Below are 26,287 nucleotides of genomic sequence, written 5' to 3' on the forward strand. Positions count from 1 at the left end.
CCTCCTGCCCGGCATCCGCCGAGTCCCGAGTCCGGTCTCGAGTCCGGTCTGGAGTTCGGTCTCGCTCACCGCCGGTCACTGTCTTGCTCACCACATCGTCCTCGCGTCCTGAGTGGGGTCGGCACACATCCGCCCCCAGTGAAGACAGCGCGATGTTGCCGCCACGTATGCGGTTTTCGATACGCCCGCGATACGCGCCCACTCGTAGCATCGAAGACATGCGCGTGCTGATCGTCGAGGACGAGCTCTACATGGCGGAAGCCATCCGCGACGGCCTGCGCCTGGAAGCGATCGCGGCCGACATCGCGGGCGACGGCGGCACCGCCCTCGAACTCCTGAGCATCAACACCTACGACATCGCCGTCCTCGACCGCGACATCCCCGGACCCACCGGCGACGAAATCGCCGAACGCATCATCGCCTCCGGCAGCGGCATGCCGATCCTCATGCTCACCGCCGCCGACCGCCTCGACGACAAGGCCACCGGCTTCGGGATCGGCGCCGACGACTACCTCACGAAACCCTTCGAACTCCAGGAACTCGCCCTCCGGCTCAGGGCACTCGACCGCAGACGCGCCCACAGCAGACCCCCCGTCCGCGAGATCGCCGGCCTACGCCTCGACCCGTTCCGCAGAGAGGTCCACCGCGACGGCCGCTACGTCGCCCTCACCAGAAAGCAGTTCGCCGTACTGGAGGTCCTCGTCGCCGCCGAGGGCGGAGTCATCAGCGCCGAGGAACTCCTGGAACGCGCCTGGGACGAGAACGCCGACCCGTTCACCAACGCCGTACGCATCACCGTCTCCGCCCTGCGCAAACGCCTCGGCGAACCCTGGATCATCACCACCGTCCCCGGCGTCGGATACCGCATCGCCACCGAAGCGGACGACGCACACGAAGAAGGCGGACATGGATAGGGCACCCGGTCTCAGCGTTCGCCTCAAACTCACCCTCAGCTACGCCGGGTTCCTCATGTTCGCCGGCATCCTGCTGCTCGCGGCCGTCTGGGTCTTCCTCCTGCGCTACGTCCCCAACCGCGCGATGCTCTACGACCCCGACGACAGCCCCACGGGCGGCGTCTTCCCCGTCCGGTCCGCCCTCCTACAGGTGTTCGCCCCGAGAGCAGCCGCCGTACTCGCCTTCGTGCTGGTGTTCGGCCTCATGGGCGGCTGGATCCTCGCCGGCCGCATGCTCGCCCCCCTCACCCGCATCACGGACGCCACCCGCACCGCCACAACCGGCTCCCTCTCCCACCGCATCCGGCTACCGGGCCGCAAGGACGAATTCCGCGAACTCGCCGACGCCTTCGACGCGATGCTCGCCCGCCTCGAAGCCCACGTCGCCGAACAGCGCAGATTCGCCGCCAACGCCTCTCACGAACTGCGCACCCCGCTCGCCATCTCCAAGGCGCTCATCGACGTGGCCCGCACCGACCCCGGCCAGGACACCGCCGAACTCCTCGACCGCCTCCACACCGTCAACACCCGGGCGATCGACCTCACCGAGGCACTCCTCCTGGTCAGCCGCACCGAGCAGCGGACCTTCACCCGAGAACCCGTCGACCTGTCCCTCATGGCGGAGGAAGCCACCGAAACCCTCCTGCCCCTCGCGGAGAAGCACGGCGTCACCATCGAGACCCGCGGCGACATCGCCCCGACGACCGGCTCCCAGGCGCTCCTCCTCCAACTGGCCACGAACCTCGTCCACAACGCGATCGTCCACAACCTGCCCGAGCAGGGTACGGTCCGGGTCACCACCGGCGTCCGCCCCACGACGGTCGTCCTCACGGTCGAGAACACCGGCGAGCCCCTCCCCCCGGCCCTGGTCCCGACCCTCACCGAACCCTTCCAGCGCGGCACCGAACGCATCCGCACCGACCACGCGGGCGTCGGCCTCGGCCTGGCCATCGTCAAAACGATCACCCAGGCCCACGACGGCACCCTCATCCTCACCCCACACCCCGAGGGCGGCCTGCGCATCACGGTGGAACTCCCGGCGACGACTCCCCCCACACACAGCGAAAGCCCAGGTCAGAAGTGATCTGACCTGGGCTTCGACAGAGCCCCCTGTCGGATTCGAACCGACGACCTACGCATTACAAGTGCGTTGCTCTGGCCATCTGAGCTAAGGAGGCGTGCACCGCTTCCGCGGGGGTGCGCCCGAGCAGTGTACCCAGGTCGCTGTAGGGGCCCGTCGAAAATTTCCGCGAAGTTCACAGTCCGCCAGGTACTGACATAAGCGTGAACGCCAGGTACCGTCCTGACCCAGTCCACTCGTGTGGACTACACCACCACCTTCCTACAACGGATCGTCCGGCACGTTCCTGCCGGTAGAAGGGGGCCTCTGAGCCATGGCCACTGTTTCGTTCGACAAGGCGACCCGCATTTACCCGGGTTCCACGAAGCCCGCCGTCGACGGTCTCGACATCCACATCGAGGACGGCGAGTTCCTCGTCCTGGTCGGCCCGTCCGGCTGTGGCAAGTCCACCTCGCTCCGCATGCTGGCGGGGCTCGAGGACGTCAACGGCGGTGCCATCCGCATCGGTGACCGCGACGTGACGCACCTGCCGCCGAAGGACCGGGACATCGCCATGGTGTTCCAGAACTACGCGCTGTACCCGCACATGACGGTCGCCGACAACATGGGCTTCGCGCTCAAGATCGCCGGCATCAACAAGGCGGAGATCCGGCAGAAGGTCGAGGAGGCGGCGAAGATCCTCGACCTGACCGAGTACCTGGACCGCAAGCCGAAGGCCCTCTCCGGTGGTCAGCGCCAGCGTGTGGCGATGGGTCGCGCCATCGTGCGTGAGCCGCAGGTCTTCCTCATGGACGAGCCGCTGTCCAACCTGGACGCCAAGCTCCGTGTGTCGACGCGTACGCAGATCGCGTCGCTCCAGCGCCGTCTCGGCATCACCACCGTCTACGTCACCCACGACCAGGTCGAGGCCATGACGATGGGTGACCGTGTGGCCGTGCTGAAGGACGGTCTGCTCCAGCAGGTCGACTCGCCGCGCAACATGTACGACCGCCCGGCGAACCTGTTCGTCGCCGGCTTCATCGGCTCCCCGGCGATGAACCTGGTCGAGGTCCCGATCACCGACGGCGGTGTGAAGTTCGGCAACAGCGTGGTGCCCGTCAACCGCGAGGCTCTCAAGGCCGCCTCCGACAAGGGTGACACCACTGTCACCGTCGGTGTCCGCCCCGAGCACTTCGACATCGTCGAGCACAACGGCGCCGCCGCGAGCGCCCTGTCCAAGGACACCGAGGACGCTCCGGCCGGTCTCGCGGTCTCCGTGAACGTGGTCGAGGAGCTCGGCGCCGACGGTTACGTCTACGGTTCCGCCAAGGTCGACGGCGAGCTGAAGGACCTGGTCGTCCGCGTGAGCGGCCGCGCGGTTCCGGAGAAGGGTGCCACGCTGCACGTCGTGCCGCGTCCGGGCGAGACCCACGTGTTCTCGACCTCCACGGGCGAGCGCCTCACCGACTGAGGACGCACAGCACCACATCACCCAGGTTGACGAGAAGGGCCCCGCAGAGCGTCTGCGGGGCCCTTCTCGCGCTTGGAGGGTGCCTGGAGGGTGTCGACAAATACCCCGGCACACCGGTCATTTCGAGCAGTGTGCGTCAACCCCTACCCGGAAATCGGCCCCATCTCGTCCCCCGAACCGGTGACTGAATGTCGCCAAATCATTACCACACGCTACCCTCACACGCGTGAAGCACTCCACTTACCAACAGACGCGACGCGGCCGGGGCCCCGCCCGCCGTATCGGCCGCTCCCTCGCCCTTGTCCTGCCCGTCGTCCTGGTGCTCTCCGGGACCCTCGCGGTCACCCGAGTCAACTGGTCGGGGGATCCCTCGAGCTCCTCGGTGCTCACCGCGTCGGACGCGACGGTCTCGGACAGCAAGCCGCGCAGCGCCCCCATGGCCCCGCAGGACGCTCTGCGTGACCATCTTCTGACCGAGCTCCAGGAGAAGAACCCGGGCATCGCCCTCACGCACCTCCAGGAGGCCGTGAACGAGCGCCCGTCGCTCGCCAGACACTGTGTCTCCATCGCGAGGGCCCTGGGCCGCGCCGCGGTCCGTGTGTACGGGCCCACGCGCGCGCAGTCGTATGCCCGCCCCGTCTGCGACACGTCCTTCGCGACGGGTGTGGCGGCGGCGCACAGCTGACCGCCGAGAGAGGGGATGCCGACGGAGGTCGGGTGAGGGGCGCGCCGTACAGTTCCGGTCATGACCGATCCGAACGCCGCGTCCCGTCCCACTCAGGCCGTGATTCTGGCCGGCGGCCAGGGTTCCCGGCTGCGTCCCTACACCGACGACCGGCCCAAGCCGATGGTCGAGATCCCCGGTACGGGGACCCCGATCATCGGCCATCAGCTTGTCTGGCTCGCCGAGGAGGGCGTGACGGACGTGGTGGTCAGCTGCGGGCATCTCGCCGAGGTGCTCCAGGACTGGCTGAGGACGGCCGATCTCCCGTTGCGCGTCCAGACGGTCATCGAGACGGAGCCGCTCGGCCGGGGTGGCGGTCTGAAGTACGCGGCGGCGCGTCTGCCGCACCCGGACCGGGCGTGGTACGCGACGAACGGTGACATCTGGACGCGTTTCTCGCTGCGGGACATGGCGGACTTCCACACGGAGCGGGACGCGGTCGCGACGCTGGCGCTGGCGCGGCCGCGGATTCCGTGGGGGGCCGTGCAGACCGACGGGTTCGGGCACATCACGGACTTCATAGAGGCACCGCCGTCGACGTTCGAGATCAATGCCGGTGTGTACGTCTTCTCGCCCGCGTTCGCCGAGCTGCTGCCGGAGCGGGGGGATCATGAGCGGACGACGTTCCCCACGCTCGCCCGTGAGCTGCGGCTGGCCGGCTTCCCGATTCCGCAGGGGGCGTACTGGCGGGCCATCGACACGGCGAAGGATCTGACCGAGGCGGCGAAGGAACTGGCAGCTCTCGGTCGGTGACGCCGGCCGTCGGGCTGCCGCCTGGACAGCGTGCGCCTGCCCGGCGGAGCGATGCCGAGGCCGGTTGGGCTGTGGTGGTCAGGCATCGAGGCCACCGCGGCAGAGACCGACCGTCTCTGGCAGGCCTACCTGTGACGCTTCGGCATGGAGGACTCCTTCCGCCTGTTGCAGCAGACCCTAGGCCGGGCCTTCTCGAAGATCCGCGCCGCCACGGCAGCCGACCGATGGACCTGGCTCATCCTCGCCGTCTGCGCCCAACTGCGCCTCGTCCGACCGCACTCGGCCCACCGGCGTCGCCCTGAGAGAGACCGACTCAGCCGAACAGGCTCGCCACCGGCCCGAGTCCGCCGGCACTCTCGGCACCTCCGCCCCAAGGTCAACTGCCCGGCCTACCCCGCAAGTACGTGCATACACCCCGCGCAACGCAACCTGCGAGACAGCGCATGAGGAAGTCAACTGCCGCACGGGCACGCCGCCTTGGTCACAGATCAAGCCGGCCCGGCTCGGCCGTTCCGCCTGCGCTGCCGTAGCAGCGTTTGGCCTCTCGGAGCCGCAGCAGTTCTTTGGGCAGGGGGTCCGACGCGGCAGCTCCAGGCCCTGGCCCGGCTCAACAGGCCGAAACAGCCCACCGCTTACCTGACGGGTCGTCAGTAAAAGTGAAGCCTGGATGAGCGATGTGCTGAGTCTCGCAGCCGGGCCGGGGCCGCCGCGTCTCTCGAAGCGGATGCTGTTCGGCCGGCCCTTCGAGGGTGGATCACCCGCTCGGATGCGCTCGGCGAGCAGTTGATCGTGCGGGTGTGCATGGTGAGTGCATGAACACAACACCTCTCTCCAAGAAGACCGTTTCCCGGATTCCGCGAGTATTCGCGGTTACTGCCGCCGTGGGCATCGTGTGCGCGGCGGGGATGGCAACTGCCACATCCGCCGTGGCCGCGACGCCCGCCACGCACGTCGTGACCAAGGCCGCCCCGGCCAAGGGCCACGGCGGCGGGGACGGGGACGGCGAGCACTTCCAGTGCGGGAACGGCCTGCTGCCCATCCTCATCTTCTGCAACTGACGGACGGCGCACGGCAGTTCCTGCCCGCAGTCGCAGAAGAAGCAGTACGCCCACCCGCGGGGCAATCTGGAGCAAGGGCAGAGTTCCTCCCCCGACCGCCCTGCCGGTCCGACCGAGGATCTGTGCCCAGCGCTCCGGGTTGAGCCCGCGCAGAATGATCCGGTGAACGAGAGAATCCGATTTGTGTGGGAAAGGTCCCGCACCTCCATGGGTGCGGGACCTTTTCGTGGGCGCAGGTCTCTCAGCCGGTGGGGTCGCCCAGTACGTCGCCCACCGGCCCGCCTACCCCAACAGGCCGCCCACCAGGCCCGGTTCGCCCGAGGAGGAGCCTCCGGTGCCGGAGCCGCCTGTTGAACCGCCGGAGGTGCTCGCGCCCCCGGTCGGACCGGATGTGGTGCTGGGGGCCTGCTGAGCCGGGGAGGACTGCCGGGGCGAGGTCTGGCCCGTGGTGCCCTGGGTCTGGCTGGGCGAGCCGCCGGTGGTGACGCCGGTGTCGTGGGTGGCGCCGGGGGCCGCGGACGGGTTTGCGGACGGGCCGTTCGTGGCGCCCTGGCTGGGCGCGGTGGACGCCGACGGCTTCTTCTTGCGGGCCTTGGCGGAGTCCTGCGGGAGGGGGGAGCCGGGCAGTTCGTTGCGCGGGGCCTCGCCGGGGCCGGGGACGATCACCCGGTCGGCGTCCCGGACGGCACCGCCGAGGACGGAGCCGATCAGGAGGGTGAGGCCGGTGACGATGGCCGTGATCAGGGCGCCGCGGCGCAGGACGTAGCGGCGCAGCTCCCAGATGTCCGAGCGGGGTCCGAGGCGGCGCCAGGCGCTACCCGCGAGGCGGCCGTCGATGGAGTAGACGGGGGCGCCGGCGATGATCAGCGGGGACCAGGCGGCGAGGTAGATGATGTCGGGGGTGTCGTAGGCGGGGACGCTCTTCCAGCTGACGGTGACCAGGAGTGCGGCGGAGAGGCCGGCGCCGACGATCGCGGCGACGCGCTGCCAGCAGCCCAGGATCGTGAGGACGCCCACGATGACCTGGAAGAAGGCGATGACGAGGCCGGCGCCGACGGGGTGCTGGAGGGCGAACTGGCGTAGTGGTTCGGCCACTTCCCAGGGGTGCAGGGTGTTGAGCCACTTGACCATGGAGCCGCGCTTGCCGCCGTCGAAGTAGACGGGGTCGCAGAGCTTGCCCATGCCGGCGTAGATGGTGATGAAGCCGAGGAAGATCCGGAGCGGGAGGAAAACGACGCCGAGGTTCATCCGGCGGCCCGGGTAGTACGCGTGCCGGGCGGCCTCGTCGTTCTGTCGCCTGGTGGCGCGGTCGGCGTCGGCCCCGTCGAAGCCGTCGTCGAACTTCTCGTCCTCGTAAACGGGTTCGTCGTACGCGCTGCCAACGGTGCGCATGTGGGGCAGGAGTCGGGTGCCGTCGTCGCCGGGTGTGCGCTGGGCGCCGATGACCGGGGTCTCCGCGGTCTGGGCCAACTCGCCGTCGTAGTCGACCCGGTGGCCGTGGTCGACGTCGATGCGGGGGATGACCTGGGTGGCTCCGGCGTCGGCGGCGGGCGGCTCGGCATGGCCGACGCTACCGCCCCGCACGGCCTGCAGCAGGCGGTGGGCGCCGGTGTCGTCGGGGGCGGACTTGCCGCTCCACACGACGGGCCGTCGGCGCGCCGGGGCGGGGGCCGCGCCGGCTCTGACCGCCGTGGCACCGACGGCGGCGATGCGCGCGGTTTCCTCGGCGGCGCTCAAGTGCCGTGCGATGCGCTGGGATTGGGCGGTGCGCCGCGTCGACGCGCCCAACTGGACGCGGAAGCTGGCGTGGTTGACGATGATCTGCGCCGGATCGCTCGGCACCTTCACCATGCTCAGCGCGGGAGCGTCATCGAGCCCGGTATCGAATCCCGACGAGCCGCCCGTGGGTGTGCGGGGTGTTCTGGTGTCCACACTCATCTAACCGAGTGACGTGTGGTTAGGACACTGCTTTGACTCGCCGGATCTGTCCGGACCCCGTCAAGCTTGCCCCGTACGCCAGGAACACCCCGTGTGGGTGACCGCGCCGAACAGTCGTTCAGGCGCGTCGTCGAGCCGCCTCGTACAGCACGATCCCCGCCGCCACACCCGCGTTCAGCGACTCGGCACCACCGGGCATCGGGATCCGCACCCGGTAGTCGCACGTCTCGCCGACCAGGCGGGACAGGCCCTTGCCCTCGCTGCCGACGACGATGACGACAGGGCCGCCGAGGGCTTCCAGGTCACCGACCTCGTGCTCACCGTCGGCGGCGAGACCGACGACCGCGATGCCGGCCTTCTTGTACGCCTCCAGGGCGCGCGTCAGGTTGGTGCAGCGGGCGACGGGGGTGCGGGCGGCCGTACCGGCGGACGACTTCCACGCGCCGGCGGTCATGCCGGCCGCGCGCCGCTCGGGTACGAGGACGCCGTGGCCGCCGAAGGCCGAGACGGAGCGGACGGCGGCACCGAGGTTGCGCGGGTCCGTCACGCCGTCGAGGGCGACGATCAGGGGGTCCTGTCCCTCGTCGTAGGCGGCGCTCGCGAGGTCCTCGGCATGCGCGTACTCGTACGGCGGGACCTGCAGGACCAGGCCCTGGTGGTTGAGTCCGTTGGTCATCCGGTCGAGCTCGGGGCGGGGGGCCTCCATGAGGTGGACGCCGCCCCGGTCGGCGACGAGTTGGAGCGCCTCGCGCACCCGCTCGTCGTTGTCGATGAACTGCTGGACGTAGAGCGTCACCGCGGGCACGCCCTCGCGCAGCGCCTCGACGACGGGGTTACGGCCGACGACCATCTCCGAGGTGCCCCTGCCGCCGCGGCCGCGTGCCACGGGACGGCGTACGGCCTGCTTCGACTTGGCGTTGGCGATTCGGTTCTTCTTGTGGCCCTTGCGCGCCTCGGCGGGCGGGGTCGGGCCCTTGCCCTCGAGACCCCTGCGCCGCTGGCCGCCACTGCCGACCTGCGCGCCCTTCTTGCCGGACATGCGGCGGTTGTTGGCTGCCATGACCTACCTGTTCTGCGTCGGTGAAACATGCGTGCGTCTATGCAGTGTGCCGCCCGGAGGGCCGGGCGGCACAATCGATCAAGAAAAGGGGCTAGCGGGCACCCAGTGTCCAGCGCGGCCCCTGCGGACCGTCCTCGATGGTCAGCCCCGACTGGCCGAGCTGGTCGCGGATGGCGTCCGCGGTGGCCCAGTCCTTGCGGGCGCGGGCCGCCTCCCGCTGGTCGAGGACCAGGCGTACGAGGCTGTCGACCACGCCGTGCAGGTCTTCGCCGCGACTCTCGTCGCCGGCCCAGTGCGGGTCGAGCGGGTCGAGGCCGAGGACGCCGAGCATGGCGCGTACCTCGGCGAGGCGGGCCACCGCGGCGTCCTTGTCGTCCGCCGCGAGGGCGCTGTTGCCCTGCCGGACGGTGGTGTGCACGACGGCGAGGGCCTGCGGGACGCCCAGGTCGTCGTCCATGGCCTCGGCGAAGGCGGGCGGCACCTCGGCCGCCGGCTCCACGGCCTTCCCGGTCAGCTCGGTGACGCGCTGCACGAACCCCTCGATCCGCGCGAACGCCGACTCGGCCTCGCGCAGGGCGTCCTGGCTGTACTCGATCATCGAGCGGTAGTGCGGGGTGCCGAGGTAGTAGCGCAGCACGATCGGCCGCCACTCCTTGACCATCTCGGAGACGAGCACCGAGTTGCCCAGCGACTTGGACATCTTGTCGCCGGCCATGGTGACCCAGGCGTTGTGCACCCAGTACTGGGCGAAGTCGTCGCCGTAGGCCTTGGCCTGGGCGATCTCGTTCTCGTGGTGCGGGAAGATGAGGTCGAGGCCGCCGCCGTGGATGTCGAAGGCGGTGCCCAGGTACTTGTGGGCCATCGCCGAGCACTCCAGGTGCCAGCCGGGGCGGCCGGGGCCCCAGGGCGTCGACCAGGTCGGCTCGCCCGGCTTGGCGGACTTCCACAGGGCGAAGTCACGCGGATCCCGCTTGCCGGTCTCGCCGTCGCCGGACGGCTGGAGCAGGTTGTCCAGCTCCTGCCGCGACAGCTCCAGGTAGCCCGGGAAGGAGCGCACGTCGAAGTAGACGTTGCCGTCGGACTCGTAGGCGTGGCCGCGCTCGATGAGGCCCTGCATCATCTCGACCATCTCGGTCACGTGCCCGGTGGCACGCGGCTCGTAGGTGGGCGGGAGGCAGCCGAGGGCGGTGTAGCCGTCGTTGAACGCGCGCTCGTTCTCGTACCCGATCGACCACCAGGGGCGCTTCTGCTCGGCGGCCTTGGCGATGATCTTGTCGTCGATGTCGGTGACGTTGCGGACGAACGTGACGTCGTAGCCGCGGTACTCGAACCAGCGGCGCATGATGTCGAAGTTCAGGCCGGAGCGGATGTGGCCGATGTGCGGGGCCGCCTGCACGGTGGCGCCACAGAGGTAGATCGAGACGCAGCCCGGCGTGAGCGGGGCGAAGTCACGGATCTGCCGGGCGCTGGTGTCGTACAGGCGAATAGTCACGGCACCTAGGGTAGTGGGCCGAAGGGGGTGCGTGGAGCAGTCCTTTTGTCACCCTTGCCTTACGGCCGATTGTCACCCTTGCCTTACGACCAGGGCCGTCGCCACCGCCATCAGACCCTCGCCGCGACCGGGGAAGCCGAGTCCGTCGGTGGTCGCCCCCGACACCGACACCGGGGCGCCCGCCGCCTCCGACAGGATCTTCTGCGCCTCGTCCCTGCGCTTGCCGATCTTCGGGCGCGGACCCACCACCTGTACGGCGATGTTGCCGATCCGGAAGCCCGCCTCGCGCACGATCCGGGCCGCCTCCGTCAACAAGGTGACGCCCGATGCACCCGACCACTCGGGGCGGCCGGTGCCGAAGTGCTGGCCGAGGTCGCCGAGGCCAGCCGCGGAGAAGAGCGCGTTGCAGGCGGCGTGGGCGACGACGTCCGCGTCGGAGTGACCGGCCAGGCCCGTGCCCTCGCCCTCCCACTTCAGGCCCGCGCACCACAGCTCGCGGCCCTCCTCGAAGGCGTGGATGTCGGTGCCGATGCCGACCTGCGGCAGGATCACGGGCTGCTCAGAAGCCATCGTTGAGCCTCCTGCGGGCCAGGACCGCCTCCGCGAGGACCAGGTCCAGCGGGCGGGTCACCTTGAAGGCCTCCTCGTGACCGGGCACGACCATGACGGTGAGCCCGAGCTGCTCGATCATGCTCGCGTCGTCGGTGACGTCCTCGGTGACCGTCTCGTGGGCGCGGATCAGGGTCGCCCGGTCGAAACCCTGCGGGGTCTGCACGGCACGCAGCCGCGCGCGGACGGGGGTCGCCACCACCGGCTCCGGCTCACCGGGAGCGGTCGCCGGCTCGACCTCCTTCACGGTGTCCGCGAGGGGCAGCGCCGGGACGACGGCGGGCGCGCCGTCCCGTACGGCCTCGATGACGGCGTCGACGGTGTCGACCGGGACGAGCGGGCGGGCCGCGTCGTGGACCAGGACGATGTCGAAGTGGGCGGGCAGGGCGTCGAGGCCGAGCCTGACCGATTCCTGACGGGAGTCACCGCCCGGGACGACGACGAAGTCCGTCCGCTCGGGCAGCGCGTGCGCGTCCAGGAGGGACTTGACCTCGCCGGCGCCGTCGGGCGGGGCCACGACGACGACCAGGGAGACGGCACGGGACGCGGCCATCGCGCGGACCGCGTGAATCAGCATGGGGGTGCCGTTCAGTGCGCGGAGCGCTTTGGGGGCGCCCGGACCGAGGCGTACGCCCCTTCCGGCGGCCGGAATCACCACCGCGGTGCGGACCTCCGCACGTGCTACAGCGGGCGAAGGACGCGAAACGTCAGACATCGGTTCCTGTCAGGTTTGTGTGCTCGGCCAACGTGGGTACGGAGACAGCGTGCCGGGCGCGACGCCTTGACCGGACCCTTCCGTGACACCGGTCGAGCCAGCTGCCCGGGCCCGGCACGCCTAGTATCGGGGGATCTTTCTCCGAGAGGAACACGCGCCAGGAACACGCGTAGGCACTCCGGGGCGTCATAGGTCCGGCATCAGAACATCCGGTTCCACAGAAGATCCGGTTCCGGAGACAGACATGCCGCAGCGCCCGGCGACAGCTGTTGCGTCATCGGGCACCGCGGCATTTCAGTGCGGCAATTCAGATTCAGTGTGTGCTGAGCTGAGCGGGCAAGGTGCCTGCACAGGGACGCTCAGGACGCGAGAACCTCGTCGAGCAGCGCCTCGGCCTTGTCCTCGTTGGTGTTCTCCGCGAGGGCGAGCTCACTCACCAGGATCTGCCGAGCCTTGGCGAGCATGCGCTTCTCACCTGCGGAGAGTCCGCGCTCGCGCTCACGACGCCACAGGTCACGCACAACTTCCGCGACCTTGATGACATCGCCGGAGGCGAGCTTCTCCAGGTTTGCCTTGTAACGACGGGACCAGTTAGTGGGCTCCTCGGCGTACGGCGCGCGCAGCACCTCGAAGACCCGGTCCAGCCCATCCTGACCGACCACATCCCGCACGCCGACGAACTCCGCATTGTCCGCTGGCACACGTACCGTCAGGTCACCCTGGGCGACCTTCAGCACCAAGTAGGTCTTGTCCACGCCTTTGATCTGGCGAGTTTCGATAGCCTCGATCAGCGCGGCCCCGTGATGGGGATAGACCACGGTGTCGCCAACCTTGAACGTCATGTGACAGGTACCCCTTCCGTGGCTATCCAGGGTAACACGGAAACTGCGGGTTCTGAATGGCGTTTTCGCAGGTCAGGGCATATCTCGGGGCTTGACAACAGCAACAGGAACGTGCTGCGAAGGCCGAGCGGAAGAAGGAATTCGCAGGTCGGAGCGGCTCTCCGGGCGAGGTGAAACGCGTACGTTACACACATCCGGAGCCTCCTCCGAGCGGGCTAACGTCCCCAAATGTCCGGTTCCAAGTGTGCGACTTCCGCTACTCCGTTCGGTGCGCGGAGTCACTTCCCCGCAGAATCCGGAATTGATCACGCGCGGTCGGCCGATCAGGTGGTGATCAATTCCGGGGACGGTCGCGCATTCCTTCACGGAAGTTTTGCCACTGGATGCGGAAGGCTCTTATGTGAATGCCGGACGAGCGCCGGAGTGCGGGGCACAAGTGACTCACGAGTCACTTGTGAACCGAGTGACACGCCCCTTGGGGAGGGTCGGGTGCGGCCCCACGGGAACGGCTCGGTAACCTAAGGCCGCTGACAGACACTTAGCGCGGCTTTACGGGCCGCCCCGCTCAAGTCAAGGAGTTGCCGCCCCCGTGAGCAGCAGCCTTCGACGCGGCGCCCTCGCCGCCTCCGCCATCGCGTTCTCGTTCGCCGCGCTCTCCGCGTGCGCGGCCGGCAGCAACGCCCAGACCCTGGAGGTCAAGCCGGACAACGCGGAGACCCGCGTGGGCGACATCAAGCTCCAGAACGTCGTGGTGATCACCCAGCCGTCCACCGAGGCCTCCGGCGAGACCAAGGGTCCGGCCGCGGTCTCCGCCACCGTCTTCAACTCCGGCGACAAGCCCCAGACGCTGGACTCCGTGAGCGTCGACGGCGGCGGCAGCGCCCGGATCACGCCGGCCAAGGGCAAGGGCAAGGTGACCGTCCCGGCCCACGGCTCCGTCGTCCTCGGCGGCAAGGGCAACGCCTCCGCCGCCGTGAGCGAGCTCGGCGCGAGCGTCAAGAACGGCAACGCCCAGAAGGTCACCTTCACCTTCAGCACGACCGGTGCGGTGAGCGTGCGCGCCTTCGTCGTCCCGGCCGACAGCTACTACACCGAGTGGGGCCCGAGCGCGGTCCCGTCGGCGCCTGCCAAGCCGTCCGCCTCGGCCACGCCGACCGGTTCGGCCACCCCGACCGGCTCCGCCACGCCCACCGACGCGGCGTCCGCGAGCGCGACGCCCACCGGGTCGGCCGCGAGCCACTGAGCGGCCGTACGACACCGTCGTACGACAACGAAGGGCGGGATCTCCGAGGAGGTCCCGCCCTTCGGCGTACGGCAGCTGGTGTCTACGGCTCGAACTTGTACCCGAGACCGCGGACCGTCACCAGGTACCGCGGCGCACCCGGGTCGGGTTCGATCTTGGCGCGCAGTCGCTTGACGTGGACGTCGAGGGTCTTGGTGTCGCCGACGTAGTCGGCGCCCCAGACGCGGTCGATGAGCTGCATGCGGGTCAGGACACGGCCGGCGTTGCGCAGCAGCATCTCCAGCAGGTCGAACTCCTTGAGGGGCAGGTCGACCTTGGAGCCGGAGACCGTGACCACGTGGCGGTCCACGTCCATACGGACCGGACCGGCCTCCAGGGCGGCCGGGGTGACCTCCTCGGGCTCGCCGCGGCGGCGCAGGACGGCGCGGATACGGGCGACCAGCTCGCGCGAGGAGAACGGCTTGGTGACATAGTCATCGGCTCCTATCTCCAGGCCGACGACCTTGTCGATCTCGCTGTCCTTGGCGGTCACCATGATGACGGGGACGTTGGAGCGGCCGCGCAGCTGGCGGCAGACCTCCGTGCCGGGCAGGCCCGGCAGCATCAGGTCGAGGAGGACGAGGTCGGCGCCGTTGCGCTCGAACTCGTCGAGTCCGTCGGGGCCGGTGGCCGCGATGGCGACCTCGAAGCCCTCCTTGCGGAGCATGTAGGAAAGGGCGTCGGAGAAGGACTCCTCGTCCTCGACGACGAGCACTCGGGTCACGGAAGGACCTCCGGGGCGGGAAGCGGGTCGTAAGAAGCCGACTCGGGGGTGGAATGCCCGTCCTCGTCGTCGAGGTCGGGGTGCTGGAGCGCGCGGTCGCGGGCCGCGCCCGCCTCCGGCAGTCTGAGGGTGAACGTGGAGCCCTGTCCCTCCGAGCTCCACACCGTGACCTCCCCGCCGTGCGAGGCGGCCACGTGCTTGACGATCGCGAGGCCGAGGCCCGTGCCGCCGGTCTGGCGGGAGCGGGCCGGGTCGACGCGGTAGAAGCGCTCGAAGATGCGCTCCTTGTCCTTGTCGGAGATGCCGATGCCCTGGTCGGTGACGGCGACCTCGACGAGGTCGCCGCCCGGCACGGGCACCCGGCGGGCGGCTATGCCGACGCGAGTGCGGGCGGGCGAGTAGTTGACGGCGTTCTCGACGAGGTTGCCGAGGGCGGCGGCGAGCTGACCGCGGTTGCCCCAGACGCGCAGGTCGGCCGCGCCGGCGGCGGCCATGGTGATCTGTTTGGTGCCGGCCTGGTGCCGGCAGCGGTCGATGGCCTCGGCGACCAGCTCGTCCACACGGACGGGCTCGGCGTCCTCCAGCGGGTCGTCGTTCTGCACCCGGGAGAGGTCGATGAGCTCCTGGACCAGGCTGGTGAGGCGGGTGGCCTCGATCTGCATACGGCCGGCGAAGCGCTCCACGGCCTCCGGGTCCTCGGAGGCGTCCATGACCGCCTCGGACAGGAGGGAGAGTGCGCCGACGGGGGTCTTGAGTTCATGGCTGACGTTCGCGACGAAGTCGCGTCGTACCGCTTCGATCCGCCGGGCCTCGGTGAGGTCCTCCACGAGGAGCAGCACCAGCCGGGAGCCGAGGGGCGCCACGCGCGCCGAGACCGCGAGGGCCTCGCCACGTCCGGTCCCCCGCCTCGGCAGGTCCAGCTCGACCTGGCGTATCTCCCCGTCCCTCCTGGTGTCCCGGGCCATCTGGAGCATCGGCTCCACGGAGAGCTTGCCGCCGCGGACCAGCCCGAGGGCGTACGCGGCGGAGCTGGCCTTGACGACGGCGTCGGCCTCGTCGAGGACGACGGCCGAGGAGCGGAGCACGGAGAGGACCGTGTCCACGCCGGGCGGGAGCACCGCGTCCGTGTGCAGGGAGGTGCGGGTGGGGCGTTTTTGCTCCCGCTCGCTCCAGCGGAACGCCAGCATGGCGATGACACCGGTGAGCACACCGGCGATCGCTGCCGCTGCGGCGACCGCCGCGTTCACGTCCATGCCTCCAGGTTAGGCATGGGATCGGTCCTGGCCACAGCCGTCCGGGTGCGAGCTCGAACACTCGTCGCCCAGAGTTCACCTTGGAGCCAGTGTTGGTTCATTTGGGAGGGCGGAAACGGACGCGTAGGGGGCCGAACGTGGGAGCGTGGGGTACGCAGCACCGGTTTCACGGCCGGTTTTGGCCCCTGGCACCCACAGGAATGACGTACGAGAGGGAACCGACAATGCGGGACGCGTACCACGAGGAACTTGATTCGATCGGCGACGGTCTGGTGGAGATGGCCCGGCTGGTCGGCTCGGCGATCGGACGCGCCACGACGGCCATCCTCGACTCCGACCTGAAGCTGGCCGAAAGCGTCATCGAGGCCGACCAGAAGGTCGACGACCTCCAGCACGACCTGGAGGCCAGGGCGATAGCACTGCTCGCCCGCCAGCAGCCGGTGGCGACGGACCTCCGTATCGTCGTCACCTCCCTGCGCATGTCGGCCGACCTGGAGCGCTCCGGCGACCTCGCCCAGCACGTGGCGAAGCTGGCCCGGCTGCGCTTTCCCGAGAAGGCCATCCCGCACGACCTGCACGCCACCATCCTGGAGATGGGCCAGCTCGCCCAGCGCCTGATGGCCAAGGCGGCGGAGGTCATCATCACCAAGGACGTCGACCTGGCGCTCCAGCTGGAGCAGGACGACGACGAGATGGACCTGCTGCACCGCACGCTGTTCCAGCACCTGCTGGACGACAAGTGGAAGCACGGCATCGAGACGGCGGTCGACGTGACGCTGCTCGGCCGCTACTACGAGCGGTTCGCCGACCACGCGGTGTCGGTGGCCAAGCGAGTGGTCTACCTGGTGACGGGTGAGCACGCGGACGAGCTCCAGCAGGACATCCAGCAGGTGACGGGGGTCGAGGGGGCCTGAACCGGCGCCTTCGGGTCTGTCCGGGTTGTGCGCGAGCCTCCGTGCGCCGTTGATGCGCCCACGGGGGCGGGCATGCAATGGGCACAGGGCCTGATCCGACAGTCGGTCCGGCAGTCGGCACGTTCTGGCTCTCGCCTCGAGGAGGGACCCATGGCCGAATCCCCCAGCACTCCCCAGCCCGACCCCACACAGGAACGCCCGACCGAGCAGCCCGCCGCGATCAGGACCCTGACGGTCATCGGCGCGTGCGGCTGCGGCTCGGGATGCGGGTGCGGGTGCCAGTCGGGCGCTCCGTGCCAGTGCGGCTGAAGCCTGTACTGCTGGATCTCGTATGTCGTTGATCCCGTATGTCGTTGATCCCGTACGACCTTGATCTCGTCTCGTACGGCCTTGAGGGGCCCCGGGTGATCCCGGGGCCCCTCGTCGTTTCGGGTCGACCGGGCGGGCGGGGAGGGGGAGCATGAGAGGCGGGGGTACAGGGGTGACCGTTCGGCTCGGGGATGGCAGGGAGGTGGAGGCCATGGCGCGGTTCATGGACGTACACCGAGGGATGCAGGGCATCACAGGCGACCAGTTGATGGAGGCCCACCAGGCCGACCTCGCGATAGAGAAGGAAGAGGGCGTGCACTTCGAGCACGCCTGGGCCGACCCCGAGTCCGGCCTCGTGTACTGCCTCTCGGAGGCACCGTCACCGGAGGCGGTCCAGCGCGTCCACGAACGGGCGGGACACAAGGCGGACGAGATCCACGCGGTGCCGCTGTCGGTCTGACCCGGACGCCCGAAGACCGGTACCGGTGGGAGCGGCGAGGGGACCGCGCACAGGGTTCACGCCCGTCACGACAGCCCCCGAGTCGTCGCTCGCCCGCCGCCTGCGCCGGGTCCAGGACCGTATCCGCGCGGCCCCGGACGAGGCCCCACCCGGCCCGCTCGGTCGAACTGGACCCGGCGAACGTGGCCGCGGCGACGGAGACCGCCGCGGCCTTCGGCCTGCCCGGCGTCGACCTGGTCCCGGCCGAACTCGTCGTGCGCTGTGGGGTGTTCGGGCTACGACAGGCTGCGCGGGACGCCTATTCGAGATGGTCGCGTACGAGATCGAGGAACGCCCTGCGGTGGGGACGGATGTACGCCCAGACCCTCTCGTCCTGAGGCTCCCCCGGCCCGGGGCCCTTCCTGATCACGTTCTGAACGTCGTACGCCAGGCGCCGTGCCGCCTCGTTGACCTCGGAGCCGCACAGCATGTGGATCGTCTTCTGCGCCACCCACATCCTGTCGATGGACTGTTTCGCGCGTGCCTGCCACTCCTCGTCGCTCGCACCGTGGTGATAGCGGTCCACGGCGACCCGTTCGGCTTCCTGCACCGCGGACAGGAAGTCGATGAGATGGGCGACGCGTTCGCCACGCCGCACCTCGACGCGTTCACGCATACTCCGTCGCACTTCGGCCCGCTCGGACGCGCGCCCCAGGGAGTACTGGGCCAGCGTCGACACGAGGCCGCCCAGCACAACGCCGAGGAACGGCACGAATGTTGTCGATGTCACACCCCACGGTGGCACCGACACCGGATGCGTCGGTAGTGCGCCGCGAGGCCCCGGGGCATGAAAACGCCTCCCAGCAGCGCCGTTTGCGCAGGCGAAAGTCATGATCATCGAACCTGCGCCCGGCGGTCGTCGCGGCGGCACGAAAGGTGACCTACGAGCTGACGGGCAACTCCCGTGCTCGCTGGCGCGCTTGGGCTCGTAGCTCCTTCAAGCGACTGTGGAACGAGTTGTGACGGTTCTGGTCGAGGTTCAGCGGGAGGTCGAGCTGAGAGATGAGCTGTGACTCCAGGTCCCACGGGTCGCTCCGCTCGATCCAGCACACCCGAGCGTTGTCCGCCATCCACTGACTCAGGGTGGCTTCCCCGACCTTGCAGAAGGTCATCCGCTTTCCGCTGCCCACGCGACGCAGCTCAAGTCCGAGCAGACACCCGAGGGTGAACCGCAGCGTCGAGCCGGCCGCGTTGCCCCGGTAGTGGTAGCGCACCCGCTTGCGAAGGTTCTGCGTGCTGGTCCGGTTCGCCATGAACCGCGGTGCTATCCCGACGTACAGCAGGCGTCCAGAAGAAGAGCCCCTCCTGCAGGAAAACCGCAGGTAGGGGGCTTCGTCTGTGTTCTGCTTACTTCTTCTTGCCCTGGGTGTTGCCGGGGATCTTGGTGAGCTGGGTTTTTGCTGGTCAGGGGTGGTGGGCTCGTGCGCCTGGTGGTCGTCGTTGGCCGTCATTGGCCACTGTTGAGCAGCCCTGGACGGCCCAGAGACGGCCCAGCCCGCACCGTTATGGGCGTCGGCTGACCGCGTTACGCAGTGCCTCGAACCACCCCATGAAGAGCCACCTCACCCACCAGAACCAACCTCTCCGCCTGCCCTGTGGCTGCGGTTCCGGACGCGCCGGCATGCGCGGGAGTCGGGGAGGAGTAGTGACACTTGGGCTTCGACTTCGTCGGCCTCCACCATCGTGCAGATGGCAGTAGCCGTTCCATCCGGCCGGGTTTCCACACGCTCGTCCCTGCCGTGTCACCGCAGCGCAACGCCCCATGAAGCGAGTCTGGCAGAGCCTGTGCGGGCGGGGGCGACTGTGGGGCAACTGCTTGCGAGACCTGCGGAGTCTCACATGCGGAAGCCATCAGCTTGGGAAGCTGCGGGCATTTGGGGCCAACGGGCGGTGACCTGGGCGAATGGTCGAACAGGGGCCTCGCCGGGCTCGGTTGCTTTCACGTGGTTCCCCGCCATTCCCCGCTTGATCTGGTGCGCTTGTGGTGCGAGCCGCATGGTGTCAGAGGTCGTGCTCTTGGGGCGCGTTGTCAGTGGTCATGGCTTGGGTTTCTGACGCGCGGCCGGTTTCCGAGGTGTCCAACTCCGTAGAGCAGAACGGAGACGGGCCTCGCTGTGTTGACCTGGAGCGAGGCCAACGGGGCTACAGACCGCGCAGTGCCTCGTACAGGTTGCCGTAGGCGCTCCAGCAGTCGACGCTGCCATCGTCGTTCAGGCTGCCCATGAACCAGTCCTCGTCGCTGACCGGCTTCACCAGACACAGCCCGTGGAACCCCAAGACGATCTCCGGATGGAGCCGTTCGTCTTCCCCTGGCCGGCCCACCCACGTTACGACGCGATCGGTGTCGAGAGCCACAAACTCCTGATCGCCGGAGACCTCGCGGATCTTCTCCAGAGTCCACCCTGCCGGTAGCTGCCCGTTTGCCATCTCATGATGATGGCAGCCACTGCAGCAGCCGAATCAAACCCGAATCCCTTCTCAGAGCACCGCTTTGGGAGAGAGGCTGGGCAGTGGGGGCGCTGACCTGGAGCTTTGATGCTTGGTCAGCCTGCCGAGAACTCGGCTGCGAGACGCCCCCGTTGACCCGTGGCTGACCTCTGCATCTGGCACGGCAGTGGCACGAACCTCCACCGACGACAGTCAGCCATGCCGGCGGGTGCGCCGGCCGACCAGGCGCGCGTATGCCTCGCTGCACCCCCGTCGGCCTCAGCCACGCTATCCGCTCTTATCGTCAACCAGAGCAGGCTGTAACGACCGGACCGTGAAAGAAGGCGCGCGTGTGCCTCGCGGGACCGCCCACCGGCCCGCGACCGGTCTCTTGTTGGCGGGTTGGGCTCCGGTGGCAAGACCCGGTCTTCGGTGTTTGGCTTGGGGTATGAGCGACTCGGAAGCTGGTCCCCAAGAAAACAATCCGGATGTTGCACAGTCCGGTGTTGAGGGCACCCCTCTGGATGAGCAAGATCCAACTTCCCTCACGCCACCCCAAATAAGGGTGAAGCCCATCTTCAAGTCTAAGAAGAAAGTGGCTAACAGACCTCCTTCTGCTACTCCGAGGACAGACGATGGTGAGCAGCGATCCTAGAGCTGGAGGTATCTTCGCAGCCTTCATAGCCGAGCAGCTATCGGAGGAGCGGTCACGGAAGTCCTCTCTTGAGACACGTGGCCTGGCACTCATTACTTCCACCTCCACCCTCGTCACGCTCTTGTTAGCTGTAGCGACTCTTGCCACCAAATTTGGGAAATCCTCACTACCTATAGCTTCGACCGTTTTGATGATTGTAGGTTTGGCTACATTTGTGATGGCAGGCGTCGCCGGTGTGTATTGCAACTCTCCTCAACGGTATAGCGAGGCGGACCCTGATGATCTGATGGCACTCCTGCGGCGAGACTATTGGACGTCCGACACCGTAGAGGCCGAAATTAACGTAACGGCAGCTCAGCGGCAGATCCTCGCTGATGCGAGAAAAGAGAATGCGCGAAAGGCTCTATTTCTCCTTTTTGGGTTCGCATCGGAGATTATTTCCATCGTAACGCTTGGTGTCGCTGTCGCGATCATTCTGGCTAGCTAGAGTGATCGACTGACTGGACAGGGCGCGGAGGTTATCGTGTCGATCAATGACTGGCTAGAACACGCCACTCCTGGTGACGTACTCCGACTATTCGAGATATCGGAGGAAGACCACGCCGATTTCGACCCAGTCAGCGGAGTTCTTAGGGTAAATGCCTATCGGGATGAATGGAATGCATGCATGGCAGTCCCCGCTGGCCAGTGGAGCCATGACCAGCGAATGCTCATGGAAGGAGTAACGCATGAAGCCGTGCACTTCTTTCAGACGGCCACAACAGGTTTCATGTATAATCTTGCCTTGGAGGGAAAGGCTCTCGTTACCGAATATATTGAGCGAACTCAGAACTCGGCGTCGATTTATGATCCGAAAATGCAAGCGGCAATAGCTCCTGCCGTGCGTGATCTTTTTAGATCGCTGGACGAGCCGGGTAGTCTTGATATTACTGTGCGAGATATCGTCGAAAGCCAAGCTTTCCTGGTGCAAAAGCGGTCCCACAGGCCGGAGATGGGCCCGAAAGAGTATCGAGCGCTTCTAGAGGCCAGCTGTCCCGGCGAGGAATATCGGCGAGCCTTCGATATGACAGCCGACGTCATTGGAGACGATGCATTTAGTCTTTTCTCGTTAGCGGCTTGGGCTTCCCTGTGCTTCAGTAGCCCTACAGATCAGTTCGTGGAACTGCTAGATGTGATTCGTAAGCGTGGGACTAGGTTCGACCTTGAGCACAACGAGAAGCTCGTCGTTGATTTCATGACTTCGCGCCCCGCGGATCAACTTCTTGGATCAGCGTTTGATGTGAGGCTTAAGCGTGGGGGACATCCAGCTTATTCAGGCATCTGGGAATCCCTGGCGAAATATACAAGCGCGAGCGACGTTCCGCTTATTCATATTCCTTCCATGCTCCATAATCCGCCAGATACACTTGTGCCGACCCTTCGTCAGCCGATCCTTTTCCGGCATGGCCGAGGTGAGGCGCCGTCGGTTTGGTGGTCGCCGCCTGGAGTGACCGCTGAGGAAAGCCGGAATAAAGCCCTTTACCTCGTGACTCTATGCCTGGCCTCCAGTGTTGTCCTGGGAGGGTTTGAGACCGGAGACCCAACGGAAGAAGCACCTCCAGTGTCAGAAGGCGAAACCAAGGAGAGCGAGTATGTTCAAGCAGTTGAGCAAATAGTTGACGAGGAGGCAATCCTGCCCCTTTCTGATAAGCCTGACGGCGGTATGCGTGTCCTTGGCTTCAATCTATCGAATATTGAGGTAGAGATATCCGCATTGGAGGGCATGGTGCGTCGGCTCGCGGCGGATCCGCCCGTCGCTCGAGATTTTGCTCGCACGTGCACCATGGTGTTTGAGGATGAAACGGGAAATGAGGTGGGACTTGACTGCCCGGCGGTTCGTGAAGCCATCCGGGCGATTCATGGCAAAATTCCTGAGCTGTTTTACTTTCTCAGCGAATCACCCAAATTACTGGAGGCTTACGCATTCACTGTCGCTCACTCGAATGATGACAACATATCGGAACTTCGGGGGCGGCTAGTGGTTGCGCTGCAAGCGGGAGAACTCCTTTTACTGGAAGAGCATCTCGCCGCTGCGGCGCGATTTGCAAGGCAACTGGAAGATGATTGGGAAATCCTTGTCTATCGGCATACGTCCGCGCTTGAAGTTTTGACCGGGGTGGATGGAGCGGAATCGGCGCAAAGGGTTTTCGATAGACTTTCGTGATAGTGATTGATATTCGGTAATCTCATGCCGGCTTCAGCCGTGCTTCTCCAATGGGTCATGGGCTGGATTTCAGTCTGGCTTGGACGTTGCCCACGTGGAGGTATGACGTATGGGCCCGCCAAGGGCCGCTTCGGAGTGGCTGCTTTGCTACGTGGTTCGGCTGTCCGCCCTGGCGGTGTTGCGCGCTGAGTGGCTGGGGCCGCCGCAGCGATGGCGAAGACATGGAGCGGCGGCGGCCCAAGGCCGCCAGCGCGCGCGGCCCGCCGCAGGCGGGCCGCCTTGAACCAGTAGAGAAAGTTGTCACTCAGTCGGTCTCCTGGGGCTGTTGCGGCTTGAAGTCGTGTGCGCAGGCTGGGAGATCCATGCTCTGGCGGCGTGCGAGGGGCAGGAAGATCACTGGTCGGATCGTCCAGGTGATGCGGGTGCTGGTCTGGGTGACGGAGACCGTGCATGCTTCGGCGCATACGAGGGCTCGCCTTGTTGCGATGCGGCCGTCGTAGAGCCACTCCCATGCGTCCTCGGACGCGTCGGGGTCCAGGGCCGGTGAGATCGTGCGGAGTGCGACCGCTACCCACCTGTCAGCCTGCGGTGCCGAGTACGCATCGAAAGAGGCTCGCAGTACCGGCCGTGTGCCCTCGGTGAGGTCTTCGGTCCAGCACTCGGACCAGTAGCCCCGCTGTGGCTTGTCCATCAGCATGGGTGACTCCCGACGCGGGCGGCCGTGAAGAGCTCCGCGGTGACCGTGTGGCCACCGACGCTTTCGTGGACTACGACCCGGTGGGCGATCGCGCTGACCATGCCCAGGCCTCGGCCGTGTTCCGCCTCCTGGTCCTGGTGCTCGACCTTCGGAGCGGTGCCGTTGCCTCCATCGTCCGTGACCGACAGGGGTGTTGTCGAACTGCGGCTCGTCGGCTACGACGTCCTACGGCGGGTCCGGATGCCGCGCAAGGTGGGCGGCGGCTTCCTCAACGTGCCGGTCGCGCTGCGCGAGGACGCCACGCCCTTCGCCCGCGACTACCGGACCATCCCGCATCAACTCACCCTGGGCGCGACCCTGTCCGGCAAGTCCATGTACCTGCGCCACCTGATCGCCGGACTCGCCCCTCAGCCGGTCACCCTGGTCGGTATCGACTGCAAGCGCGGTGTCGAACTGGCGCCGTTCGCGTCCCGGCTCTCCGCGCTCGCTACCGATCCGGAACAGGCGGCCGACCTGCTGCCCGTACTCGTCAAGGAAATGGAGGACCGCTACGACCTGATCAAGGCCCGGCAGGGCATCGCCCCGGACATCCCCGACGAGGAGATCGCCTCCGACATCTGGGGCCTGCCCGAACACGAACGCCCGGTGCCCCTCGTGCTGTTCGTCGACGAGGTCGCCGAACTCTCCCTCGTCGCCACCAGAAAGGACGAGGAACGCCGCGACGAGATGGTCACCCAACTCATCCGCCTCGCCCAACTCGGCCGCGCCGCCGGCATCTACCTGGAGGTCTGCGGGCAGCGCTTCGGCGCCGAACTCGGCAAGGGAGCCACCATGCTCCGCGCCCAGCTGACCGGCCGGGTCTGCCACCGCGTCAACGACGAAGCCTCCGCGAAGATGGCACTCGGCGACATCGCCCCCGAGGCGGTCCATGCCGCCTGCGCCATCGCCCCCGAACTGCCCGGCCTGGCCGTGGCCGGTGACACCTCCGGCGGCTGGTCCCGCATCCGCACCCCGTACCTGTCCCTCGGCGACGCCGCCGAGATCTGCCGGGAGTCGGCGGACCTGGTGCCGGACCTGTCCGCGCTCAAGCCCTTCCGGCCCGACGTTCCCGTACGGCCGGTCGAGACCTCGGCCCCCGTCGTCAAGCCGCGCCCAGTGACCGACTGACCGTCACCCACACCCCACCCCGGCCCTGTGCCAAGTCCCTACCCCTCCCATGCCCGAACTCGGAAGGAGCCGCCTCATGCGCGCCCAACTGGCCCGTGTCGACGCGGTGCTCGTCCAGGCGCTCATCGCCGCCGCGCTGTCCTTCGCTCACCTGCACGACATCGCTGTGGCGGCCGGACAAGGCGGATGGAAGGCCTGGGCTTACCCGATCAGCGTCGACCTGCTGCTCGTCGCCGCCTGGCGCCGACTGCGGACCGGCGAGGCGAAAGCCTCCGGCTGGTGCTGGTTCGTCATCGCCCTCACCGCCTCCCTCGGCGCCAACATCGCCACCGCCGGACTCCTCGACACGACCGACGTGCCGGCATGGCTGCGCATCCTCGTCGCGGGCTGGCCCGCGGTCGCCTTCCTCGGCGGGACGCTCCTCGCCCACACCACCCGACAACACCCGAGGACACGGACGTCGAGATCATCGAGGACCAGGAGCGCGCGTCTGAACCCGCCCCGAGTCACCTGCCCACCCAGCCATCGAGGCACCACCCGAGCGCCCCGCCGTCCCCGTCCCGGCCGCACTGGTCGACCACGCCCGCAAGGTCGCCGCCGAGCACCACACCCGCACACTGGCGCCCCGATCGGTCCGACCCCCGACCGTCGATGACAGGCGCGTCGCTCCCTGGACGCGGAGCGCGTCTTCGCCGTCCGGGCCGGCATGCCCGAGCGGTTCCGGGCCATGGTCGACCTAGGTGGCGGCTGCGGACTGCGACAGGGCGAGATCCTCGGTGTGGCCGTCGATGCGATCGACTTCGAGTCGGGCACGCTCCACGTGGTCCAGCAGCTCAAGCTGAGCCGAAGCAAGGCAGTCTTTGCCCCGCCCAAGGGTGGCAAGCTCCGGGACGTGCCGCTTCCTGGGCCGGTCGCTGATGCCTTGCAGGCCCACATGAAACGATTCCCGCCGGTCGACATCACCTTGCCGTGGAAGGTGGCGGACGGGCCTCCGGTGACCAAGCGGCTGATCTTCACCGGCCCGCGTGGCGGTCATGTCTGGCGGACGTCCCTCAACGAGGAAGTGTGGAAGCGGGCGCTCGCCTCGGCCGGGGTGATCCCCGAGCGGAAGCAGGGCGAGTCCTACGCCGAGTCCCGCGAAAACGGCATGCACGCCCTCCGGCACTTCTACGCCTCGGTGCTCCTGGACGCCGGGGAGAACATCAAGGCCCTGGCCGAGTACCTCGGCCACTCGGACCCGGGCCTGACGCTCCGTGTGTACGCGCACCTCATGCCGTCCAGCCAGGAGCGCACCCGCAAGTCGATCGCTACCGTGTTCGCGCGATGAAGAGAGCATTTGGAATCACCACACATGAATGCTCCACCCCGGCCAACATTGCCGAAGCTAGCATTTGGAATCACCACACATGAATGCTCCACCCCGGCCAACATTGCCGAAGCTAGCATTTGGAATCACCACACATGAATGCTCCACCCCGGCCC

The 26,287-nt window shown here is 67.7% G+C and carries 24 protein-coding genes, 1 tRNA gene and 3 pseudogenes; 14 read left to right on the forward strand and 14 right to left on the reverse strand.

Going from position 1 to position 26,287, the window contains the following annotated elements:
* Positions 1–218: 218 nt before the first annotated feature.
* Complete coding sequence (locus tag ABZT02_RS30680) at positions 219–914, forward strand: response regulator transcription factor (RefSeq protein WP_356023164.1); 696 nt, start codon at positions 219–221, stop codon at positions 912–914.
* Positions 907–2,037 carry a HAMP domain-containing sensor histidine kinase gene (locus tag ABZT02_RS30685; protein WP_356023168.1) on the forward strand — a complete coding sequence of 377 codons (1,131 nt, stop codon included), beginning with the start codon at positions 907–909 and terminating at the stop codon, positions 2,035–2,037. The genes ABZT02_RS30680 and ABZT02_RS30685 overlap by 8 nt, the downstream gene beginning before the upstream one ends.
* Before the next feature lie 20 nt (positions 2,038–2,057).
* On the opposite strand, the gene ABZT02_RS30690 is transcribed toward ABZT02_RS30685, so the two are convergent.
* Positions 2,058–2,131, reverse strand: a tRNA-Thr gene (locus tag ABZT02_RS30690).
* A 216-nt stretch (positions 2,132–2,347) separates the two neighbouring features.
* Here ABZT02_RS30690 and ugpC point away from each other — a divergent pair.
* From ugpC to ABZT02_RS30710, 4 genes are all read left to right on the forward strand, one after another.
* Positions 2,348–3,484, forward strand: a complete 1,137-nt coding sequence (gene ugpC, locus ABZT02_RS30695; RefSeq protein WP_020122889.1) for a sn-glycerol-3-phosphate ABC transporter ATP-binding protein UgpC — start codon at positions 2,348–2,350, stop codon at positions 3,482–3,484.
* A gap of 226 nt (positions 3,485–3,710) precedes the next feature.
* Positions 3,711–4,169 (forward strand): hypothetical protein, encoded by a 459-nt coding sequence (locus ABZT02_RS30700; protein ID WP_356023170.1) that lies wholly within the window; start codon positions 3,711–3,713, stop codon positions 4,167–4,169.
* Between the two features lie 60 nt (positions 4,170–4,229).
* The gene (locus ABZT02_RS30705) at positions 4,230–4,961 is read left to right on the forward strand and encodes a nucleotidyltransferase family protein (protein WP_356023173.1); all 732 of its coding nucleotides are present in this window, start codon (positions 4,230–4,232) and stop codon (positions 4,959–4,961) included.
* Positions 4,962–5,866: 905 nt separating this feature from the next.
* Positions 5,867–6,019, forward strand: coding sequence for a hypothetical protein (locus ABZT02_RS30710; RefSeq protein ID WP_356023175.1), 153 nt, complete (start codon positions 5,867–5,869; stop codon positions 6,017–6,019).
* A 282-nt stretch (positions 6,020–6,301) separates the two neighbouring features.
* Here ABZT02_RS30710 and ABZT02_RS30715 read toward each other — a convergent pair whose 3' ends face one another.
* The 6 genes from ABZT02_RS30715 to ABZT02_RS30740 all read right to left on the reverse strand — a co-directional run bounded on the left by ABZT02_RS30715 (position 6,302) and on the right by ABZT02_RS30740 (position 12,675).
* On the reverse strand, positions 6,302–7,957 hold the full coding sequence (locus ABZT02_RS30715) for a DoxX family membrane protein (protein ID WP_356023177.1): 1,656 nt from the start codon (positions 7,955–7,957) through the stop codon (positions 6,302–6,304).
* Positions 7,958–8,075: 118 nt separating this feature from the next.
* On the reverse strand, positions 8,076–9,017 hold the full coding sequence (gene rlmB, locus ABZT02_RS30720; RefSeq protein ID WP_356023179.1) for a 23S rRNA (guanosine(2251)-2'-O)-methyltransferase RlmB: 942 nt from the start codon (positions 9,015–9,017) through the stop codon (positions 8,076–8,078).
* Positions 9,018–9,108: 91 nt separating this feature from the next.
* Positions 9,109–10,509 carry a cysteine--tRNA ligase gene (gene cysS / locus ABZT02_RS30725; RefSeq protein ID WP_356023182.1) on the reverse strand — a complete coding sequence of 467 codons (1,401 nt, stop codon included), beginning with the start codon at positions 10,507–10,509 and terminating at the stop codon, positions 9,109–9,111.
* A 72-nt stretch (positions 10,510–10,581) separates the two neighbouring features.
* Entirely contained in the window at positions 10,582–11,079 is a 498-nt protein-coding gene (gene ispF / locus ABZT02_RS30730; protein WP_355744314.1) for a 2-C-methyl-D-erythritol 2,4-cyclodiphosphate synthase, read from the reverse strand.
* Positions 11,069–11,833 carry a 2-C-methyl-D-erythritol 4-phosphate cytidylyltransferase gene (gene ispD / locus ABZT02_RS30735; protein WP_356023184.1) on the reverse strand — a complete coding sequence of 255 codons (765 nt, stop codon included), beginning with the start codon at positions 11,831–11,833 and terminating at the stop codon, positions 11,069–11,071. The genes ispF and ispD overlap by 11 nt, the downstream gene beginning before the upstream one ends.
* Before the next feature lie 359 nt (positions 11,834–12,192).
* Positions 12,193–12,675, reverse strand: coding sequence for a CarD family transcriptional regulator (locus ABZT02_RS30740; RefSeq protein ID WP_003953493.1), 483 nt, complete (start codon positions 12,673–12,675; stop codon positions 12,193–12,195).
* A 589-nt stretch (positions 12,676–13,264) separates the two neighbouring features.
* Here ABZT02_RS30740 and ABZT02_RS30745 point away from each other — a divergent pair.
* Positions 13,265–13,918, forward strand: a complete 654-nt coding sequence (locus ABZT02_RS30745) for a copper chaperone PCu(A)C (protein WP_356023186.1) — start codon at positions 13,265–13,267, stop codon at positions 13,916–13,918.
* A gap of 82 nt (positions 13,919–14,000) precedes the next feature.
* On the opposite strand, the gene ABZT02_RS30750 is transcribed toward ABZT02_RS30745, so the two are convergent.
* Both ABZT02_RS30750 and ABZT02_RS30755 read right to left on the reverse strand, forming a co-directional pair.
* Entirely contained in the window at positions 14,001–14,681 is a 681-nt protein-coding gene (locus ABZT02_RS30750) for a response regulator transcription factor (RefSeq protein WP_007382946.1), read from the reverse strand.
* Entirely contained in the window at positions 14,678–15,934 is a 1,257-nt protein-coding gene (locus ABZT02_RS30755) for an ATP-binding protein (RefSeq protein WP_356023188.1), read from the reverse strand. The genes ABZT02_RS30750 and ABZT02_RS30755 overlap by 4 nt, the downstream gene beginning before the upstream one ends.
* 224 nt (positions 15,935–16,158) lie before the next feature.
* On the opposite strand from ABZT02_RS30755, the gene phoU reads away from it, so the two are divergent.
* A complete protein-coding gene (gene phoU / locus ABZT02_RS30760; protein WP_356023191.1) occupies positions 16,159–16,848 on the forward strand; it encodes a phosphate signaling complex protein PhoU in 690 nt (229 codons plus the stop codon).
* 520 nt (positions 16,849–17,368) lie between these two features.
* Complete coding sequence (locus ABZT02_RS30765; RefSeq protein WP_356023193.1) at positions 17,369–17,617, forward strand: SCO4226 family nickel-binding protein; 249 nt, start codon at positions 17,369–17,371, stop codon at positions 17,615–17,617.
* Positions 17,618–17,915: 298 nt separating this feature from the next.
* Here ABZT02_RS30765 and ABZT02_RS30770 read toward each other — a convergent pair whose 3' ends face one another.
* The 3 genes from ABZT02_RS30770 to ABZT02_RS30780 all read right to left on the reverse strand — a co-directional run bounded on the left by ABZT02_RS30770 (position 17,916) and on the right by ABZT02_RS30780 (position 20,083).
* Positions 17,916–18,386 carry a hypothetical protein gene (locus ABZT02_RS30770; RefSeq protein ID WP_356023195.1) on the reverse strand — a complete coding sequence of 157 codons (471 nt, stop codon included), beginning with the start codon at positions 18,384–18,386 and terminating at the stop codon, positions 17,916–17,918.
* Between the two features lie 151 nt (positions 18,387–18,537).
* Positions 18,538–19,107 (reverse strand): GIY-YIG nuclease family protein, encoded by a 570-nt coding sequence (locus tag ABZT02_RS30775; RefSeq protein WP_356023198.1) that lies wholly within the window; start codon positions 19,105–19,107, stop codon positions 18,538–18,540.
* A gap of 691 nt (positions 19,108–19,798) precedes the next feature.
* On the reverse strand, positions 19,799–20,083 hold the full coding sequence (locus ABZT02_RS30780) for a hypothetical protein (RefSeq protein WP_356023201.1): 285 nt from the start codon (positions 20,081–20,083) through the stop codon (positions 19,799–19,801).
* A 635-nt stretch (positions 20,084–20,718) separates the two neighbouring features.
* Here ABZT02_RS30780 and ABZT02_RS30785 point away from each other — a divergent pair.
* Positions 20,719–21,225 (forward strand): hypothetical protein, encoded by a 507-nt coding sequence (locus ABZT02_RS30785; RefSeq protein ID WP_356023203.1) that lies wholly within the window; start codon positions 20,719–20,721, stop codon positions 21,223–21,225.
* 36 nt (positions 21,226–21,261) lie between these two features.
* Positions 21,262–22,941 (forward strand): hypothetical protein, encoded by a 1,680-nt coding sequence (locus tag ABZT02_RS30790; protein ID WP_356023205.1) that lies wholly within the window; start codon positions 21,262–21,264, stop codon positions 22,939–22,941.
* Between the two features lie 304 nt (positions 22,942–23,245).
* On the opposite strand, the gene ABZT02_RS30795 is transcribed toward ABZT02_RS30790, so the two are convergent.
* Positions 23,246–23,638 carry a hypothetical protein gene (locus tag ABZT02_RS30795; RefSeq protein WP_356023208.1) on the reverse strand — a complete coding sequence of 131 codons (393 nt, stop codon included), beginning with the start codon at positions 23,636–23,638 and terminating at the stop codon, positions 23,246–23,248.
* A pseudogene (locus ABZT02_RS30800) lies at positions 23,632–23,826 on the reverse strand (ATP-binding protein); the annotation flags it as partial. The gene ABZT02_RS30795 and the pseudogene ABZT02_RS30800, both read right to left, overlap by 7 nt.
* A 1-nt stretch (position 23,827) precedes the next feature.
* Here ABZT02_RS30800 and ABZT02_RS30805 point away from each other — a divergent pair.
* From ABZT02_RS30805 to ABZT02_RS30815, 3 genes and pseudogenes are all read left to right on the forward strand, one after another.
* Positions 23,828–24,805: pseudogene (locus tag ABZT02_RS30805) on the forward strand (FtsK/SpoIIIE domain-containing protein); the annotation flags it as partial.
* A gap of 76 nt (positions 24,806–24,881) precedes the next feature.
* On the forward strand, positions 24,882–25,460 hold the full coding sequence (locus tag ABZT02_RS30810; RefSeq protein WP_356023210.1) for a DUF2637 domain-containing protein: 579 nt from the start codon (positions 24,882–24,884) through the stop codon (positions 25,458–25,460).
* Positions 25,432–26,132 (forward strand): annotated as a pseudogene (locus ABZT02_RS30815) (site-specific integrase); the annotation flags it as partial. The gene ABZT02_RS30810 and the pseudogene ABZT02_RS30815, both read left to right, overlap by 29 nt.
* Between the last annotated feature and the right edge of the window lie 155 nt (positions 26,133–26,287).

The organism is Streptomyces sp. NPDC005402, from assembly GCF_040606575.1.
GTDB lineage: Bacteria > Actinomycetota > Actinomycetes > Streptomycetales > Streptomycetaceae > Streptomyces.

What these genes read in the sequence shown, in the direction of transcription:
- ABZT02_RS30715 (WP_356023177.1), bottom strand. Translation starts at nt 7,957, where the DNA reads ATGAGTGTGGACACCAGAACACCCCGCACACCCACGGGCGGCTCGTCG.
- ispF (WP_355744314.1), bottom strand. Translation starts at nt 11,079, where the DNA reads ATGGCTTCTGAGCAGCCCGTGATCCTGCCGCAGGTCGGCATCGGCACC.
- ABZT02_RS30780 (WP_356023201.1), bottom strand. Translation starts at nt 20,083, where the DNA reads ATGGCAAACGGGCAGCTACCGGCAGGGTGGACTCTGGAGAAGATCCGC.
- ABZT02_RS30785 (WP_356023203.1), top strand. Translation starts at nt 20,719, where the DNA reads ATGGTGAGCAGCGATCCTAGAGCTGGAGGTATCTTCGCAGCCTTCATA.
- ABZT02_RS30755 (WP_356023188.1), bottom strand. Translation starts at nt 15,934, where the DNA reads ATGGACGTGAACGCGGCGGTCGCCGCAGCGGCAGCGATCGCCGGTGTG.
- rlmB (WP_356023179.1), bottom strand. Translation starts at nt 9,017, where the DNA reads ATGGCAGCCAACAACCGCCGCATGTCCGGCAAGAAGGGCGCGCAGGTC.
- ABZT02_RS30775 (WP_356023198.1), bottom strand. Translation starts at nt 19,107, where the DNA reads ATGACGGCCAACGACGACCACCAGGCGCACGAGCCCACCACCCCTGAC.
- ispD (WP_356023184.1), bottom strand. Translation starts at nt 11,833, where the DNA reads ATGTCTGACGTTTCGCGTCCTTCGCCCGCTGTAGCACGTGCGGAGGTC.
- ABZT02_RS30795 (WP_356023208.1), bottom strand. Translation starts at nt 23,638, where the DNA reads ATGCTGATGGACAAGCCACAGCGGGGCTACTGGTCCGAGTGCTGGACC.
- ABZT02_RS30810 (WP_356023210.1), top strand. Translation starts at nt 24,882, where the DNA reads ATGCGCGCCCAACTGGCCCGTGTCGACGCGGTGCTCGTCCAGGCGCTC.
- ugpC (WP_020122889.1), top strand. Translation starts at nt 2,348, where the DNA reads ATGGCCACTGTTTCGTTCGACAAGGCGACCCGCATTTACCCGGGTTCC.
- ABZT02_RS30740 (WP_003953493.1), bottom strand. Translation starts at nt 12,675, where the DNA reads ATGACGTTCAAGGTTGGCGACACCGTGGTCTATCCCCATCACGGGGCC.
- ABZT02_RS30680 (WP_356023164.1), top strand. Translation starts at nt 219, where the DNA reads ATGCGCGTGCTGATCGTCGAGGACGAGCTCTACATGGCGGAAGCCATC.
- ABZT02_RS30710 (WP_356023175.1), top strand. Translation starts at nt 5,867, where the DNA reads ATGGCAACTGCCACATCCGCCGTGGCCGCGACGCCCGCCACGCACGTC.
- ABZT02_RS30765 (WP_356023193.1), top strand. Translation starts at nt 17,369, where the DNA reads ATGGCGCGGTTCATGGACGTACACCGAGGGATGCAGGGCATCACAGGC.
- ABZT02_RS30705 (WP_356023173.1), top strand. Translation starts at nt 4,230, where the DNA reads ATGACCGATCCGAACGCCGCGTCCCGTCCCACTCAGGCCGTGATTCTG.
- phoU (WP_356023191.1), top strand. Translation starts at nt 16,159, where the DNA reads ATGCGGGACGCGTACCACGAGGAACTTGATTCGATCGGCGACGGTCTG.
- ABZT02_RS30685 (WP_356023168.1), top strand. Translation starts at nt 907, where the DNA reads ATGGATAGGGCACCCGGTCTCAGCGTTCGCCTCAAACTCACCCTCAGC.